Below are 15,115 nucleotides of genomic sequence, written 5' to 3' on the forward strand. Positions count from 1 at the left end.
TCAGGACGCTAAGGGTAACTCTCCCCTGTTGATAAGAGAAATTCGCTCGGAAATAAGCGGGATTTCTGATGGCGGGCGGCCAGGCGGGCCAGCAAGAGAATCGAGGCGGCGATGCGAATCAGGGTGATGATCGAATAGGCAACAACTGGCAACCCGAATCTGGCGCCAGTCACGGATGCCAGATGTTGCCAGATTGCGAAGTGATACAAGAGCTCACACCCTTGCCAGAAGAAGAACACGGCCAAATCTTTCTTATCAATAAGTGCAATCACAGCAAGTGGTGTTAGCCAGAGAACATATTGCGGTGAATAGACCTTGCTCACCGCCATCACAATGATAAAGACAAAGATCGCGGTGTGTGCGAGTGTGGGTACTTTGGCGAGTTGGAGTAAATAAATTATGAGCGCGGTAAGACCAATTAGAAGGCATAGAACAGATAAATAGTTTTGGTGTGTGAGGTTAAGGCCTAAGTTAGAGAGGGCATACCAAATCGAACCCCAATCTGATCCGCGGTTGAGGTTAAGTGAGTAAAAACGCCACCACCCTTGTGGTGTTGTAAGAAATACAGGCGCGTTGATTGCCATGAATGTGACAACAGTGATCAGAAAATATTGGGCAAACTCTGCCATCTTTTCTCGGCGGAAAAATATCAGCGCGATGGGGATGAGTAAGAAGATGGGAAGAAACTTTGTCGAGATCGAAATTCCAAGAAGTATCGCACTTGGTATCTCTAACTTCTTATCAAAGAGATAAATGGCTGCAAGCATCGTTGCTATCGCCCAGAGGTCCCAGTTGATGTAGAGCGAGGCAACTGCAGCCGGTGCTAGCGGAAGTAGATATGCAAATTCGGGTTTAATTTTAAATGTGATGAAAGAGATGAAGATAAAGAGCAGCGCTAAGAGAAGTATGTTGGCGTGGAAGTAATTAGCTACTCCTTTCGGAATAAGCTTTGCCGTAACCCACATAATTGCGCCCTGAACAACGGGGTATTCAACTGCGTTCTCGCCACTGGAATAAGCCCATCTGCCCTGATCTAATTCACGTTCGCCATACAAGGCCGGAATATCTGAATAACATGCATGAACATACTGGCCTGGTGATTGCCAGCCTTCGGCGCTGCAGTAATTAAATTTGGCAAAACTTACTAGCGATGAAAGAACTGCAAAAAGTAGTATGACGCGAATTCCTACCCGCATGGGGTGTTACTTCTTTCTTATTTGAACGCCGCCACTTGTCATGACGATAGGTTCGAGGCCGCCAATATTTGTAGGTGCCGGAAAACTCATGATGGGCTCATCTTTAAGAGCGCGCTTCATAAAATATGTCCAAATTTTTGCCGGGAAAGTTCCACCTGTAACAGATGTTAGGCCGCCAATTCCATTTAGTGATTCAGATGCGCTATCGCGAAAGAGTGCCACGGATGCCGCTAGTTGTGGGGTGTATGCGCTAAACCACGCGGACGCATTTGATTGCGAGGTTCCAGTTTTTCCAGCAGCCGGGCGGCCTAAGACCAGCGCCGCCGATCCGGTTCCACCATTGACCACGCTCTTGAGGGCATAGGTTAGATCAGCCATTACCTCTTTACTAAATACTTCTTGTGTCTGTGCTTTACCTTGATAGAGCAACCCTTTATTTGAGCCCGTTACAGATGCCACCATGTAAGGCTTTGAATACACACCTTGGGCTGCAAATGTGGCATAGGAGTTTGCAACATCGATCACGTGCGGACTTGCAACACCCAATACAACAGAAGGAGTTGCGATCATCGCCACATTCTCTGGAATTCCAGCACGCCTAGCTGCATCAACAACTTTATCCATGCCAGCTTTCATTCCTAGCGGAACAAATACGGTATTGATGGAGTGTTGGGTAGCGGTGAGCAGATCTATCTGACCCCAGCCTTCATCGCCATAATTCGACACTTCATAAGGTCTTCCCAAATCATCAAAAGTTTGTGGTGAATCACCATTCCACATCGATGTCAGCGGAATCCCAGCTTCTAGGCTGGCAATAAGTGCAAAAGGCTTAAAGGTAGAGCCGGCTAGCGCGATGGACTGGGTGGCATCGTTAAGTTGGCGAACTACATAATCTTTTCCGCCATACATCGCAACTACTTCTCCGGTACCGGGGCGAATAGCAACGAGAGCGGTGTGCAGGTTTTCCGGGGCGCCAGCGGGTGTGAATTTATTGACCGCATCAACTGCCGCCTGTTGCGCACGTTGGTCGAGCGTTGTCTTAATGACATAGCCACCAACAAGTAATTGGTCTTGGGTAAATCCGAGTTTGCTTAACTCTTTCTGGACCGCATCGATGATGTAACCCTTAGGGCCACTGAGTTGTCCAGAGGTTGTACGAGGTGCCACTCGTGGGAACTTGGCATCCTTTGCCTCAACTTCAGTAATCCATTTCTTATCGAGCATTCCTTGAATGACATAAGCGAATCTATTTTCAAGCCTGGTTGCATTCTCCTTGGATAGCGAAGGATCGTAATAACCGGGAGCTCGCAAGATGCTTGCAATCACCGCTGACTGGGAAATGCTCAATTGATGGGCGTTTCGATTGAAGTATTGCTGCGCCGCAGTTTGCACGCCATATGAACCACGACCAAAGTAAATGGTGTTGAGATAGTTCTCTAAAATCTGATCTTTCGAGAGTGCATTCTCTAATTTAAGTGAAATTACAAGTTCTTTTATCTTTCGCTGGATTGTGCGACTTGGTGATAAGAATGCGGTCTTTGCATATTGCTGAGTGATTGTTGAGCCACCTTCTCCGGTGAGATCTCCAGATCTAAGATTATTAAGAAGCGCTCGCGCTATGCCAGTGGGGCTAAAGGCACGGTTAGAGTAGAAGTTGCGATCCTCTGCCGCCATGACGGCATAACGCAAGCGAAGTGGAATTTTTGCTAAAGGTAAAATTTGTCTGTTCTGAGTCCCCACGCGGCCAATCTCAGAACCATTCGAATATTCGATGATGGTGGATTGACTATTTACATAGGCGTTGGGGTCCGGAATCGAGACGGTAAACCAGGCAAAAGCGAAGAGAGTTGCACCTGCGATAAAACCAAAACCAGCCAGAAAGATTCCGGCTCGGATTAACTTGGTTTTAATCATTTGGCTAGATTACTCGGTAAATATGACTACTTCAGCGAAGCGAAGTCTTCATCTTCAAGTGTGCGCTGGCGACGCGGAGCTTTACGCTCGCGGCCATCACCTAATAAGTATGTAGAGCACAAGTGATTCCACGAACACTTGCGACAGACTTCAACGACATAGACAGAGAACTCACCAAACTCTTGCTCCATCTCTGCAAGTTCTTTGGCGTTCTTAATGCGGCCAGAGAATTGACCAAGTTGATCGCCGAAGGTGTAACGCAGTTCCACCAGCCCATCTTTCTTACATACCGGGCATTTGCGCTCAGTTTTTTCACCGTGGTACTTGGCAGCGCGAATCAGGTATGGGTCTGCATCACATGCGTCAACAACACCACGAAAGAGCGCGAGCAGGGTGGCGCGCTTATCAAGTGAATAGTCAATGAACCCTCGTCGAGTCTGCATAGTAAGAGAAGAATAATCCCCTTTCCCTAACTACGCTTCTCCTATGACTTTGTGGCAATTGCTCAGAGATCCGAAACTCTCTCGTTTGCTACGAATTCGTTGGTCTGGGCAGATCACTGACGGAATTTTCCAGAGCGCGCTTGCCTCTTTTATTCTCTTTTCGCCTGAGCGCCAGGCGAGTGCGGTTAACGCCGCGGTGGCATTTGCTATTGTGCTTCTTCCATATTCAGTTGTGGGTCCATTTGTTGGAACGCTACTTGATAGATTCTCACGCCAACGAGCAATATTTTTCGCTAACCTCACGAGGTCACTCACACTTCTAGTAATTGCACTCTTAATATTTAATGGCTACACCGGATTAGAAATTACTATCTTCGTCTTGGTTGCATTTGGTGTAAACAGATTAATTCTTGCTGGTCTTTCCGCCGGAATCCCACTGATGACAACACCAAAAGAACTTATCTCAGCCAACGCGTTAGCTGTCACCGGCGGTTCTGTCTTTGTAGTGGTTGGTGGCGGTATCGGTTTAGGTATTCGCCAGCTTCTTACCTTCTCAGAGACTGCCGATTACGCCGATGCCCTGCTTATTCTCGCCGCCTCCCTTGGTTATCTCATTGCTGCGCTGCTCACATCTTTCCTGGGAAAGACCGAAATTGGCCCGCGTCCTCACGAAATTGTGAAAGGAAGTTTTACGCAAGGCTTAATTGAGATGCGCGAAGGTTTTCAATTCCTAAAAGATCATGCCGATGCTGCTCGCGGAATAGCCGCAACTGCTATTCATCGCGGAGGACTTACCGCCCTTACTTTGACAGCCCTCTTACTCGAAAGAAATACCTTTAACGATCCAGCCGACAGCGAAGCCGGTCTTACCGGGTTAAGTGTGACCCTATCTATTGCCGCAACCGGCTTTGTTATTGGCGCACTTGCCGCGCCCTACGGTGTGCGAAAAGTTGGACGCCACCGCTGGATTCGTTTATCAATCTTTGCCGCAAGTTTTGGTTCACTCTTGCTCGTTATAGACCGCACGCCCATTCTGCTTGGGGCTACCGCATTTTTCACCGCGATGTTTGGCCAAAGCGTGAAGGTAACAAATGATGCCCTGGTGCAATCAAAAATTGACGATTACTTCCGCGGTCGCGTCTTTTCGGTCTATGACGTCGTTGTCAATGCCGCGATTGTTACCGGCGCGCTCTTTGCTGCCTGGATCTTGCCCATCAGTGGTGACTCATGGTTGTTGCCACTCATCGTTTCTATCTCGTGGGTGCTTGTTGCCACGGTATTGCTTCGCCCAGAAAAATTCTTTCTTAAGGATGCCGCCTAGCTTTCCACCACTGTAATAACTCTTGTGTCGCACGTTCTGCACCAAGTGGGCCATGTTCCATGCGTAGCTCCATTAAGAAATCAAGAGCCTTACCGACATCAGCTGAAGGTTTTAGATCAAGTAGTTGCATTACTTGCGCACCATCTAAATCTGGCCGTATCTTTGATAACTCCTCTTCCGCTTCCAGTTTTGCAATTCGCAACTCAAGACTGTCATATGTGTGAGCTAACCGCTCTGCCTTCTTCGCATTACGAGTCGTGCAATCCGCGCGAGTTAATACGTGTAAATGTGTCAGTAATTCACCGGCATCACGCACATAACGCCGCACCGCTGAATCTGTCCATTCGCCATCGCCATAACCATGAAAGCGCAGATGCAGGGAGGTGAGAGTTTCAACGGCATCAGTTGTCTCATTATCAAAGCGGAGCGCCTTCATGCGCGCCTTTACTAGCCGGGCCCCTACTACCTCATGATGATGAAATGAAACTCCGCCGCCTTCAATGAGGTTTCGGGTCTTCGGTTTTCCAATGTCGTGTAATAGCGCTGCTAGGCGAATGACAAGGTTTGGACCACCCAGTCTCTGCTCTTGCGCAATCGCTTGCTCTAGCACAGTAATTGAGTGTTCATACACATCTTTATGATGATGATGCTCATCTATTTCTAAACGTAGTTTTGGAATCTCTGGCAATACTAAATCCGCAAGACCGGTATCTACTAAAATTGTAATTCCGAGTCGTGGATTTTCTGACATGAGCATTTTTACAAACTCTTCGCGCACTCGCTCCGCTGAAATAATAGAGATGCGCGAAGCCATTGCTGTCATTGCGGCAGTAACATCTGCATCAATTGCAAAATTAAGTAGACTCGCAAAACGGGCAGCGCGCATCATGCGTAGTGGGTCATCTGAAAAAGATTGTTCGGCGCCGGCTGGTGTTCTTAATATTTTCTTCGCCAAGTCTTCCAGGCCACCGAATGGATCGATAAATTCTGGTTCGGTGCCTGTGAGTTCAAGTGCCATTGAATTAACGGTGAAATCTCGTCGGGAGAGATCTCCCTCAATGTTGTCACCGAATTCAACATCTGGATTGCGAGAACTTTCTTCGTATTTCTCAGATCGATAAGTTGTTACTTCAACCGTGACCTCACCTAGTTTTGCAGCAACTGTTCCAAATAGAATTCCGGTATCCCAAACTTTATCTGCCCATGCTTTGAGAATTTTCTTTGTCTCATGTGGGTGCGCATCTGTTGTGAAATCTAAATCATTTCCAAGCCGACCCAAGATTGCATCGCGTACCGGGCCACCCACTAGCGCCAGGCGAAAACCACTGGTGGTAAATGCTTTGGCTAGGGATGATGCCGCTGGCGCGTTTGCGATAAGGGAGCGGATAGCCAATTCTCCAGCCGCCCCAAAATTGCTCTTCTCTGCGCTCACAATAGATAAGCGTAGTCGCGTACTCTTCTTCTATGACCCCGGCACCTGGTGCGGGCAGCGAAGGTACGAAGAAAAAGCGTAGGCGCAAGCGCCCAGCCCATCGCTCCCCACAATCGCAAGATCTAACGACCCCAACCGCACCTCAGGTAGCGCGCGCAAAAAAAGCGCCGGCGAAAGTTCCATACTCCAAACGAGTAGATGAAGTCAGCGCGGGTGGGCTGGTAGTTGATACCAGCGGAAAACTCGGCCTTCTTATTGGTCGTCGCGATCTGAAAGATTCGACCGGCCAAAGAATTCTCTGGTCGCTGCCAAAGGGACATATTGAAGAGGGTGAAACTCCAGAAGAGGCTGCCTTGCGCGAAGTGCAAGAAGAGACCGGCATCGTCTCTGTCATTGAAAAATCATTGGGTGTAATCGATTTCTGGTTTATGGCAGGCGGAAAGAGAATTCATAAAACAGTCCACCATTATTTGTTCCGAGAAAATGGTGGAGTATTGGCGGCGCAAGAGAGTGAAGTAGATGAAGTCGCTTGGTTTCCACTTCCTGAAATTGTTGACCGCCTTGCTTATCCTGATGAAAAGAAATTAATCGCACGCACGAATGCAGCGCAAGAAATGTCTGCGCTATGAAGAAGGTCGCGATAGTTCTGTTGGCACTCATTGCCTTTGATGTGACGCCTGCAGCCGCTGCGACTCCGGTGGTAAGAATTACCGACAAACCTCATAAAGATTTCGAGGGTGCCTTTCGTGATAACGAATTAGCAACACTGATTAAACCCGAAGGGGAGTTAGGCAAAATTGTATTTGATTCCGCGAACTCGAAAAAAACATGGGTAATAGACCCAGCTCTCATCGATGAGATCGCCGACATGGCAGATGGTTATTCAATTAAGGGCGAGGAAGATAAAGATGGACAAATAGCTGCGCAGAATTGGTTATTTGCTTTGAAGTTTTCAACGCTTAGTAATTCTGTGATTGCACTGCCATACGGCAATCCAGATCAATCTCTTGCAAAACGATTGGCGCCTAGTGAGCTACGTTTCTACTCCTCATATGGGAAAGAGCGGTTAGAGCTTCAATTAGGTCGTCCGGTTGTTGCCGAAAATGGTTGGAGCAAAGGTGTATCGCGCCTGAGTGGCCCATTTAGAGACATTTACTCAGGAAATCGCCGGATGCTCACCGGGCTTTCTACAATCTCAACTGCCCCCGAAATTACTGCTCTCCGTGCCCGACTTGGCACAGTGATGAATCCAGCACTTGATGAGAGTGAACGTGTCTATTTCTCTTACTCAGCTGTGCGCGCTGTTCAAATGATGACTTCCAAGTTGCGCGTGATTCCCGGTCGATACCAACTCACTTCTACAACTGCCAAGCTACCCGTAACTTTGGTAAATAGCTTTGACACTCCAACTGTTGTAAGTCTTTCTCTCATTCCATTGAACTCCCGGATCAGAGTAGCGAATGTAAATAACGTGAAGTTAGCCGCAAAATCGCGGCAGCAATTAACTTTGGAAGTAAACGTTATCGCCCCAGGCTCTGTACTTGTAAATGCCCAATTTATGAATAGCGAAGGGCGGTTAGTTGGTGAGCAATCCGAGCTAGCCTTAAGTGCGACAATCATTGATTCTCGTGTTGCGTGGTTTACCACCGGGGCGGCAGTTCTATTGTTCTTAGGTGCCATTACCCAATCCGTTCGAAGAGTACGAAAGGGTCGTCAATGAAAAATAACGAACTCTTTCGCGCATCTGGAATTATGGCGATCGGAACAATACTCTCCCGAATTACCGGTTTTGTTCGCGCACTCCTTGCAGTTGCGGTACTGGGTACCGCACTCTTAGCCGACACCTTTAACGTTGCAAATACCATGCCTAATATTTTATATAACTTACTTGTTGGTGGCGCCCTCACCGCCATCTTTGTTCCTCAATTAGTGAGATCTTTTGAAGATCAAGATGGCGGCCATGGTTTTGCATCCAGGCTTGTCACAACTATCTCTCTTATCCTGCTTGTACTTGTTGCAGTGGGAGTTATTTTTGCGCCCGCACTTGTTCGTTTATACGCACCTGAATTTTCAACCCCTGGTTTTGAAGCTGAACAAGAGATCGCAGTGGCCTTCACCCGCTATTGCTTGCCACAAATCTTCTTTCTTGGTCTCTTTACAATGCTCGGCCAGGTTGCAAACGCCCGTGGCTCTTTTGCCCCACTTATGTGGGCGCCAATTGCAAATAACCTGGTCGTGATTTTTGTTTTTGCCGCTGTTCTTATCACCGAGCGCTCACTAGCTCTGGGCACAATTACGGATCTGCAAGTGCAGATCTTGGGTTGGGGCACAACCTTGGGTGTAGTTGTGCAAGCACTGATTTTAATTCCAGTAGTTAAGCGCTCTGGAATTCATATCCGTCCTATGTTTGGCCTTAGCGGACTAGGTAAATCTTTCGGTCTAGCCGGGTGGACTTTAATCTACGTGCTTATCTCCCAACTTGGTTATTTAGTGACAGTAAACGTTGCAACGAGTGCTGCAGTGCGAAGTGCCCAAGCTGGCATCACAACCGGTGTCGGTTTCACTCCCTTTACCAGCGCTTACTACATCATGCTCTTGCCATATTCGATTGTCACTATCTCAATTGTCACTGCCCTTCTTCCTCACTTATCTCGACTTGCGATTGCGAAAGATGTGGAAGAGGTCCGCAAACAACTCATTCGCGCGATTCGGATGGTGGCAGTTGTAACCGTGCCTAGCGCTGTTGCGTTGCTTCTCTTTGGCCCACTCATGACCCAAGCTCTCTATTTAGGAATTTCTTTAGAAGATGCTCGCTATATTGGTTTTGTTCTCTCGGCTTTAAGTATTGGTCTGGTAGCTTTTTCAATTAATCTTATTTTGATTCGTGGTTTTAACGCATTTGAAGATACTAAAACACAAGTCTTATCTATCTTGATTATCAACATCATCTCGGTCGCTTTATCTTATATATTCCTCGAAACACTTGATAGCTACTGGGTAACCGTCGGTCTCGGTCTCGCGTTTTCAGTCAGTTATATTGTTGGGCTTTTTATTACTATCTCCTTGTTAAAAAAACATATTGGGCGGCTACAAATCGGTGATTTCGCAGCCCAACATGGCCTTTTGTTGATTGCATCCCTTGTAGGAATGCTTCCGTTTTTTGCAATTGCTCTCTATTTTGATTGGGCTTACGACGACGCATCTCTTGCCATTCGCGCCATTCGTTTACTCTTCATTCTCGCCGGAAGCGGTATTGCCTATCTCTTTATTGCCAGAGCTCTGAAAGTGAGTGAAATCTCAGGGCTTAAGGGGTTCGCCGCTTCTACCTTGCGTCGCCGCCGGGATAAGTAATTCTTATAAGCACGATATTCTCACCCCATGGGTACAGATGTGCGTGAGGTTGTCATTGTTGGATCAGGGCCAGCTGGCTACACCGCTGCCATCTATGCCGCGCGCGCTCAATTAAATCCTTTGATGTATGAAGGTTCTGTCACCGCTGGTGGTGCGCTGATGAATACAACTGAAGTTGAAAATTTTCCTGGTTTTATCGATGGAATCATGGGGCCAGATCTCATGGATAACATGCGTAAACAATCCAAGCGTTTTGGTACCGAACTTATTACCGATGATGTGGTTGAAATGGACCTTACTGGTGATATCAAGATTATTAACGATGGCTCTGGAAATGTTGTTCGCACTCGCTCAGTAATCCTTGCGATGGGTTCGGCATATAGAGAGATTGGTTTAGCGAACGAGAAGCGTTTATCTGGGCGCGGAGTTTCCTGGTGTGCCACATGCGATGGCTTCTTCTTCCGAGATCAAGAGATTGCTGTTGTTGGTGGCGGAGATTCCGCACTTGAAGAAGCAACATTTCTAACAAAGTTTGCCAGCAAAGTTGTTTTGATTCACCGCCGCGATTCGCTTCGAGCCTCAAAGATTATGCAAGAGCGAGCATTTGCCAATCCTAAAATCGAAATGTTGTGGGATACCGAAGTCATTGATGTCTTAGGTGAGCAGAAAGTTGATGCGCTTGAGCTTCGCAACACCAAAACCGGAGAAGTTAGTAAGCGTAACTTCACCGGGTTGTTTGTAGCCATTGGTCATATCCCGCGCTCTGAGCTTGTTACTTCTTCGGTATCTCTTGATAACGAGGGTTATGTGAAAGTCGAAGGCGGCTCTACCCGGACAAACCTCACTGGGGTCTTTGCTTGTGGCGATCTCGTCGACCACACCTACCGACAAGCCATCACAGCGGCCGGCTCCGGCTGTCAGGCAGCTCTCGATGCTGAAAAATTTTTATCCCACTAGTAACCTCAACCGCTATAGAATTCCAAGAGCTAGATAGAAAATAGGAGTAAAGATGAGCGCACCAATCAAGGTCACAACAGCCACTTTCGATGAGGTTGTACTAAAGAGCAGCACGCCAGTTCTTGTTGATTTCTGGGCCGAATGGTGTGGCCCGTGCCGCGCAATTGCTCCAATTCTTGATGATATCGCCGCGGAATATGGCGATAAGTTAAAGATTGTAAAGCTCAACACTGATGAAGAATCTGCGATCGCCATCAAATATGGTGTGACCTCAATTCCAATGCTTAATGTGTATGTCAATGGTGAAGTTGTAAAAACAATCATTGGCGCAAAGCCGAAGCCAGCTCTTCTTAAAGAGCTCGAAGGTTTCATTTAATTAACTTGCCCTTGGGAAGAGTCTTTCTATGAAGGAGATGTCCGCCGACGAGATTCGCTCTTTTCAGCAAGAGCGCGGTCTTCACATCACTGGTGCGCTTAACGAGCAAACTCTTCGTGCGCTAGAAGAGGCTCGATGGAAGTTGGGCGATCGCTCGCTCTATCTGCAAAAGCCGCCATTAATGCACGGTGATGATGTGGCAGCACTGCAATCACGTCTGACTGAGATGGGTTTTCACTGCGGACGAGTCGATGGAATTTATGGATCTATGACAGAGGGTGCCGTAAAGGAATTCCAAAAATCTGTCGGTGTTGCAATTGATGGTAAATGTGGCCCCGCCACAATTATCGCGCTGCTTCGCCTGACAAAAATTGTGTCAGGGGGTGCTCCCGCGGCTCTTCGTGAGAGTGCGGTTCAGAAAAATCGTGGCCCTGCCTTAGCAAATAAAGTAATTGTAATTGACCCAAGTTCACAAGATCATGAACGAGAAATAGTCTTCGATATCGCCCAACGCTTAGAGGGGCGGCTGTTAGCCCTGGGTGCAAGTGTGTTTCTCACACGTGGTGCTAATAACAACCCCAGTGAAGAAGAGCGAATCTCATTTACCAATAAAAATAAGGCTGATCTCATGATTTCATTTCATATTGACCAACATAAAAACCGAGAAGCACATGGTGTGGCAACATTTTTCTATGGCAATGACCAACATGGAGTGCACTCAATTGTTGGTGAAAGATTTGCATCCTTAGTGCAGCGTGAACTCTGTGCCCGTACTGATTTTCTGAATTGCCGCACACATGCAAAAACATGGGATTCACTGCGTCTAATCACGGCGCCAGCGGTTCGGGTGGATCTCGGATATATCTCAAATAGCGCAGATGCCGCCCGGCTGGCTCGAGCCGAATTTAGAGACACTGTTGCTGAAAGCTTCATTATCGCGATTCAGCGCCTTTATTTAGCAGCCGAAGATGATGCCAAGACCGGGACTTTGCGAATATCAGACCTTCGCAGAGCAGGTCTTCGCTGATTGTTGAGCAACTAATTCATTCACTAGCATCGCATGACCTATGGGAGAATTCTGCCTATGTCTGACATCTCCATCCGCCATCAAACAGGTGAGCCCCAGAATCTCGAGAAGAGATTTGCCGCGCGCGCTGCCGAGATGTTGCCTTCCGAAATTCGCTCACTCTTTGCTGTTGCATCCCGCCCAGAAATTGTTTCACTCGCTGGCGGAATGCCGAATCTCTCTGCGCTTCCGATGGAGATGATGGCTGAGGTAATCAAGGAACTTATTCTCACCAACGGTTCGGAAGCGCTGCAATATGGAAGCGGTCAGGGACATCCAAAACTTCGGGAACAGATTTGTGATGTGATGGCACTTGAAGGAATTCGCGCAAACCCTGATGATGTCGTTATCACCACCGGTTCCCAACAGGCACTTGATCTTATCTCTAGAATCTTTATCGACCCAGGTGATGTCGTGCTAGTTGAAGCTCCTTCCTATGTCGGCGCACTCGGTACTTTCCGCCAATATCAAGCTTCAGTTGTGCACGTTGAAATGGATAACGATGGCCTGGTCCCTGATTCATTGCGCGCCGCAATTAAGAGTGTGCGCGCTACTGGGCGAAAGATTAAGTTCTTGTATCTGATTCCAAATTTCCAAAATCCGACTGGTGTCTGTCTGCCAGCTGATCGCCGCACCGAGATTTTGAGTATCTGCCGCGAAGAGGAAATCTTTGTTGTGGAAGATAACCCTTATGGGTTACTTGGTTTTGATAAGCCATCACCGAATGCAATGCGCGCCGAAGATTCTGAAAACGTAATTTATTTGGGCTCTTTTTCTAAGACTATTGCGCCTGGACTTCGTGTGGGTTGGGCACTTGTCCCACAGTCACTGAAAGATAAGTTGGTGATTTCATCTGAATCTTCAATTTTATGTCCTTCAAACTTCACCCAGTTAACTATCTCTAGCTACCTAGCTGATCAGCCATGGCGCGATCAGATCGCTAGTTTCTGTGAGCTCTATAAAGTCAGGCGCGATGCGATGCTGGAATCACTAGAACAACATTTCCCAGCAGAGGCTAAATGGACAAAGCCTGGCGGTGGTTTCTATGTGTGGGTTAACTTGCCGGCCGAAATTGATACTAAAGCCTTGATGCCAAAGGCAATCGTGGCCAAGGTTGCTTACGTGCCCGGCAGTGCCTTCTATGCAGATGGCCTTGGTTCATGGTCGATGCGTCTTTCTTATTGCCACCCCACACCAGAGCGCATCCGCGAGGGCGTGAAAGCACTCGGTGGTGTGATTAAGCAAGAGATGAGTCGCAGAGGAACTGCCCTTACTTAGAACCTTCGATGAGATCAACGATGCGTTGTAGATCTTCATTGCCGGCAAATTCAATAACAATCTTTCCTTTACCTTTCCCACTTTCCACACTCACGCGAGTATCGAGGTAGTCACTTAAGAGTTCGGCAGCAGCTAAGCCGGCACCCGATACTCCCTTAACACCAGATTTCTTACTGCTTTTATTTGTTGGTTTCATTGTCGCAATAATTTCTTCCGTAGAACGAACACTTAGCCCCTCTGCCACAATTCTTGATGCTAACTTTTCAATCTCTGTTGCATCTGTGAGTCCAAGGAGCGCTCGCGCATGCCCAGCAGAGATAACACCGGATGCCACTTTGCGTTGCACCGAATCAGGTAGGTTTAATAATCGGATTGTGTTTGAAATTAGCGGCCGTGATCGGCCAAGTTTGAGTGCTAGTTCATCGTGGGTGCAGCCAAAGTCGCTGAGCAATTGCGCATATGCCGCGCCTTCTTCCAACGGATTGAGGTTACTGCGGTGAATATTTTCAATCAGGGCATCGCGAAGTAATTCGTTATCCGGTGTCTGTCTAATAATGACCGGAATAGAAATGAGTCCTGCCGCTTTTGCTGCCCGCAAACGGCGCTCGCCCATAACAAGTTCGTATTTGTTTTCGCCAACTTTACGAACTACGGGTGGTTGCAAGATGCCGATTGATTTAATCGATGCAATTAATTCATTGAGTGCGGTTTCATCAAAGACGGTGCGAGGCTGACGTGGGTTAGGTGAAATTTGGTTGATAGGTACTTCGTTTTGCTGCGCAACTTCAGTGCCAGCAACAGTAAGTGATGTGGGAATAAGTGAATCAAGGTTTGTGCCGAGCCCACCGCGTCTAATCGCCATTATGCAATCCCACCCTTGTAATTAATGCTGACCACATTTGCATCAAAGACGACTTCCTCCTTTGCTTTACCGCGCTCTGCAATTTCGCGGGCTACTTGCAGATAGGCGATAGCACCTGGTGATAGCGGGTCATAGGTCATCACTGTCTGGTTATATGAAGGTGCTTCTGATACGCGCACTGCGCGAGGTATCGGAATATCAATAAGTTCATTAGGAAAATGAGATCGCACATTTGCAGCAACATCATTTGATAAACGTGTGCGCCCATCGAACATAGTTAAAACAATGGTGGAAAGACTAAGTGTTGGATTCAATCTTTTCTTCACAACAGCGTAGGTCTCAAGAAGTTGTGATAAACCTTCTAGTGCGTAGTACTCGGTTTGAATCGGGATTAATAACTCTTTAGATCCAGCAAAGGCATTGATAGTAAGTAGACCTAGTGATGGTGGGCAATCAATAAAAATGTAATCATAATTTGCGCTAATTTCATCAATGGCAGCCTTTAGTTGTAATTCACGGGCAACCATAGAAACTAAATTAATTTCGGCATTGGCAAGTGATGTATTTGAAGGCAGACAATCAAGTGCGGGAAAGCCTGCCACTTTTTTAATTACCTCTGAAATTTGCGCACTGCCCATTAATACTTCATAGACACCAGCAGCTTCGCGGTGTTCTACCCCGAGGGCGGTTGAGGCATTTCCTTGTGGGTCTAGATCAATAACAAGTACTCGCAAACCCCCCATGGAAAGGGCGGCTGCGATATTGACGGTAGTGGTGGTTTTGCCCACCCCGCCCTTTTGATTTGCCACGGTGAAAATTCGAGTGGAGGCGGGTTTGGCCATCGCCTCTTTTAGCCGGCGGACCCCGATGACTTTAGGTAGTGTTTCACGTGAATCATCACCGGGCATGGGGCAATTTA

The 15,115-nt window shown here is 47.5% G+C and carries 14 protein-coding genes; 8 read left to right on the forward strand and 6 right to left on the reverse strand.

Annotation, left to right across the window (positions count from 1 at the left end; translation table 11 throughout):
• Nucleotides 1-8 precede the first annotated feature (8 nt).
• From AC9UEP_RS02785 to AC9UEP_RS02795, 3 genes are read right to left on the reverse strand one after another with little or no spacing between them, the layout of a single operon-like run.
• Complete coding sequence (locus tag AC9UEP_RS02785; protein ID WP_509543794.1) at nt 9-1,196, reverse strand: glycosyltransferase family 87 protein; 1,188 nt, start codon at nt 1,194-1,196, stop codon at nt 9-11.
• A 6-nt stretch (nt 1,197-1,202) separates the two neighbouring features.
• Complete coding sequence (locus tag AC9UEP_RS02790) at nt 1,203-3,110, reverse strand: transglycosylase domain-containing protein (RefSeq protein WP_509543796.1); 1,908 nt, start codon at nt 3,108-3,110, stop codon at nt 1,203-1,205.
• Between the two features lie 26 nt (nt 3,111-3,136).
• Nucleotides 3,137-3,553: a DUF5318 family protein gene (locus tag AC9UEP_RS02795; protein WP_509543798.1), complete on the reverse strand. Its 417-nt coding sequence runs from the start codon at nt 3,551-3,553 to the stop codon at nt 3,137-3,139.
• A gap of 43 nt (nt 3,554-3,596) precedes the next feature.
• Between AC9UEP_RS02795 and AC9UEP_RS02800 the strand changes: the two genes are divergently transcribed.
• Entirely contained in the window at nt 3,597-4,874 is a 1,278-nt protein-coding gene (locus tag AC9UEP_RS02800; protein WP_509543800.1) for an MFS transporter, read from the forward strand.
• Here AC9UEP_RS02800 and AC9UEP_RS02805 read toward each other — a convergent pair.
• A complete protein-coding gene (locus tag AC9UEP_RS02805) occupies nt 4,858-6,306 on the reverse strand; it encodes a CCA tRNA nucleotidyltransferase (protein WP_509543802.1) in 1,449 nt (482 codons plus the stop codon). The genes AC9UEP_RS02800 and AC9UEP_RS02805 overlap by 17 nt on opposite strands.
• A gap of 32 nt (nt 6,307-6,338) precedes the next feature.
• On the opposite strand from AC9UEP_RS02805, the gene AC9UEP_RS02810 reads away from it, so the two are divergent.
• Genes AC9UEP_RS02810 through AC9UEP_RS02840 form a run of 7 tightly spaced genes read left to right on the forward strand, consistent with a single transcriptional unit; the run spans nt 6,339 to nt 13,334 of the window.
• A complete protein-coding gene (locus tag AC9UEP_RS02810; RefSeq protein ID WP_509543804.1) occupies nt 6,339-6,935 on the forward strand; it encodes an NUDIX hydrolase in 597 nt (198 codons plus the stop codon).
• On the forward strand, nt 6,932-8,026 hold the full coding sequence (locus tag AC9UEP_RS02815) for a DUF6049 family protein (protein ID WP_509543805.1): 1,095 nt from the start codon (nt 6,932-6,934) through the stop codon (nt 8,024-8,026). Before AC9UEP_RS02810 ends, AC9UEP_RS02815 begins: the two co-directional genes overlap by 4 nt.
• Nucleotides 8,023-9,657, forward strand: a complete 1,635-nt coding sequence (gene murJ, locus AC9UEP_RS02820; protein ID WP_509543807.1) for a murein biosynthesis integral membrane protein MurJ — start codon at nt 8,023-8,025, stop codon at nt 9,655-9,657. Before AC9UEP_RS02815 ends, murJ begins: the two co-directional genes overlap by 4 nt.
• Nucleotides 9,658-9,684: 27 nt before the next feature.
• Nucleotides 9,685-10,614 (forward strand): thioredoxin-disulfide reductase, encoded by a 930-nt coding sequence (trxB, locus tag AC9UEP_RS02825; RefSeq protein WP_509543809.1) that lies wholly within the window; start codon nt 9,685-9,687, stop codon nt 10,612-10,614.
• 52 nt (nt 10,615-10,666) lie between these two features.
• A complete protein-coding gene (trxA, locus tag AC9UEP_RS02830; protein ID WP_509543810.1) occupies nt 10,667-10,990 on the forward strand; it encodes a thioredoxin in 324 nt (107 codons plus the stop codon).
• A gap of 28 nt (nt 10,991-11,018) precedes the next feature.
• The gene (locus AC9UEP_RS02835; RefSeq protein WP_509543812.1) at nt 11,019-12,017 is read left to right on the forward strand and encodes an N-acetylmuramoyl-L-alanine amidase; all 999 of its coding nucleotides are present in this window, start codon (nt 11,019-11,021) and stop codon (nt 12,015-12,017) included.
• 57 nt (nt 12,018-12,074) lie between these two features.
• A complete protein-coding gene (locus tag AC9UEP_RS02840) occupies nt 12,075-13,334 on the forward strand; it encodes an aminotransferase-like domain-containing protein (RefSeq protein ID WP_509543814.1) in 1,260 nt (419 codons plus the stop codon).
• Here the strand turns inward: AC9UEP_RS02840 and AC9UEP_RS02845 are convergent.
• Both AC9UEP_RS02845 and AC9UEP_RS02850 read right to left on the reverse strand, forming a co-directional pair.
• Nucleotides 13,327-14,196, reverse strand: a complete 870-nt coding sequence (locus tag AC9UEP_RS02845; RefSeq protein WP_509543816.1) for a ParB/RepB/Spo0J family partition protein — start codon at nt 14,194-14,196, stop codon at nt 13,327-13,329. The two genes, AC9UEP_RS02840 and AC9UEP_RS02845, sit on opposite strands and share 8 nt — an antisense overlap.
• Nucleotides 14,196-15,104 carry a ParA family protein gene (locus AC9UEP_RS02850; protein WP_509543818.1) on the reverse strand — a complete coding sequence of 303 codons (909 nt, stop codon included), beginning with the start codon at nt 15,102-15,104 and terminating at the stop codon, nt 14,196-14,198. Before AC9UEP_RS02850 ends, AC9UEP_RS02845 begins: the two co-directional genes overlap by 1 nt.
• Nucleotides 15,105-15,115: the final 11 nt, after the last annotated feature.

The organism is Candidatus Planktophila sp. (assembly GCF_040402315.1).
Lineage (GTDB): Bacteria > Actinomycetota > Actinomycetes > Nanopelagicales > Nanopelagicaceae > Planktophila.

What these genes read in the sequence shown, in the direction of transcription:
- AC9UEP_RS02785 (WP_509543794.1), bottom strand. Translation starts at nt 1,196, where the DNA reads ATGCGGGTAGGAATTCGCGTCATACTACTTTTTGCAGTTCTTTCATCG.
- AC9UEP_RS02790 (WP_509543796.1), bottom strand. Translation starts at nt 3,110, where the DNA reads ATGATTAAAACCAAGTTAATCCGAGCCGGAATCTTTCTGGCTGGTTTT.
- AC9UEP_RS02795 (WP_509543798.1), bottom strand. Translation starts at nt 3,553, where the DNA reads ATGCAGACTCGACGAGGGTTCATTGACTATTCACTTGATAAGCGCGCC.
- AC9UEP_RS02800 (WP_509543800.1), top strand. Translation starts at nt 3,597, where the DNA reads ATGACTTTGTGGCAATTGCTCAGAGATCCGAAACTCTCTCGTTTGCTA.
- AC9UEP_RS02810 (WP_509543804.1), top strand. Translation starts at nt 6,339, where the DNA reads ATGACCCCGGCACCTGGTGCGGGCAGCGAAGGTACGAAGAAAAAGCGT.
- AC9UEP_RS02815 (WP_509543805.1), top strand. Translation starts at nt 6,932, where the DNA reads ATGAAGAAGGTCGCGATAGTTCTGTTGGCACTCATTGCCTTTGATGTG.
- murJ (WP_509543807.1), top strand. Translation starts at nt 8,023, where the DNA reads ATGAAAAATAACGAACTCTTTCGCGCATCTGGAATTATGGCGATCGGA.
- trxB (WP_509543809.1), top strand. Translation starts at nt 9,685, where the DNA reads ATGGGTACAGATGTGCGTGAGGTTGTCATTGTTGGATCAGGGCCAGCT.
- trxA (WP_509543810.1), top strand. Translation starts at nt 10,667, where the DNA reads ATGAGCGCACCAATCAAGGTCACAACAGCCACTTTCGATGAGGTTGTA.
- AC9UEP_RS02835 (WP_509543812.1), top strand. Translation starts at nt 11,019, where the DNA reads ATGAAGGAGATGTCCGCCGACGAGATTCGCTCTTTTCAGCAAGAGCGC.
- AC9UEP_RS02840 (WP_509543814.1), top strand. Translation starts at nt 12,075, where the DNA reads ATGTCTGACATCTCCATCCGCCATCAAACAGGTGAGCCCCAGAATCTC.
- AC9UEP_RS02845 (WP_509543816.1), bottom strand. Translation starts at nt 14,196, where the DNA reads ATGGCGATTAGACGCGGTGGGCTCGGCACAAACCTTGATTCACTTATT.
- AC9UEP_RS02850 (WP_509543818.1), bottom strand. Translation starts at nt 15,104, where the DNA reads ATGCCCGGTGATGATTCACGTGAAACACTACCTAAAGTCATCGGGGTC.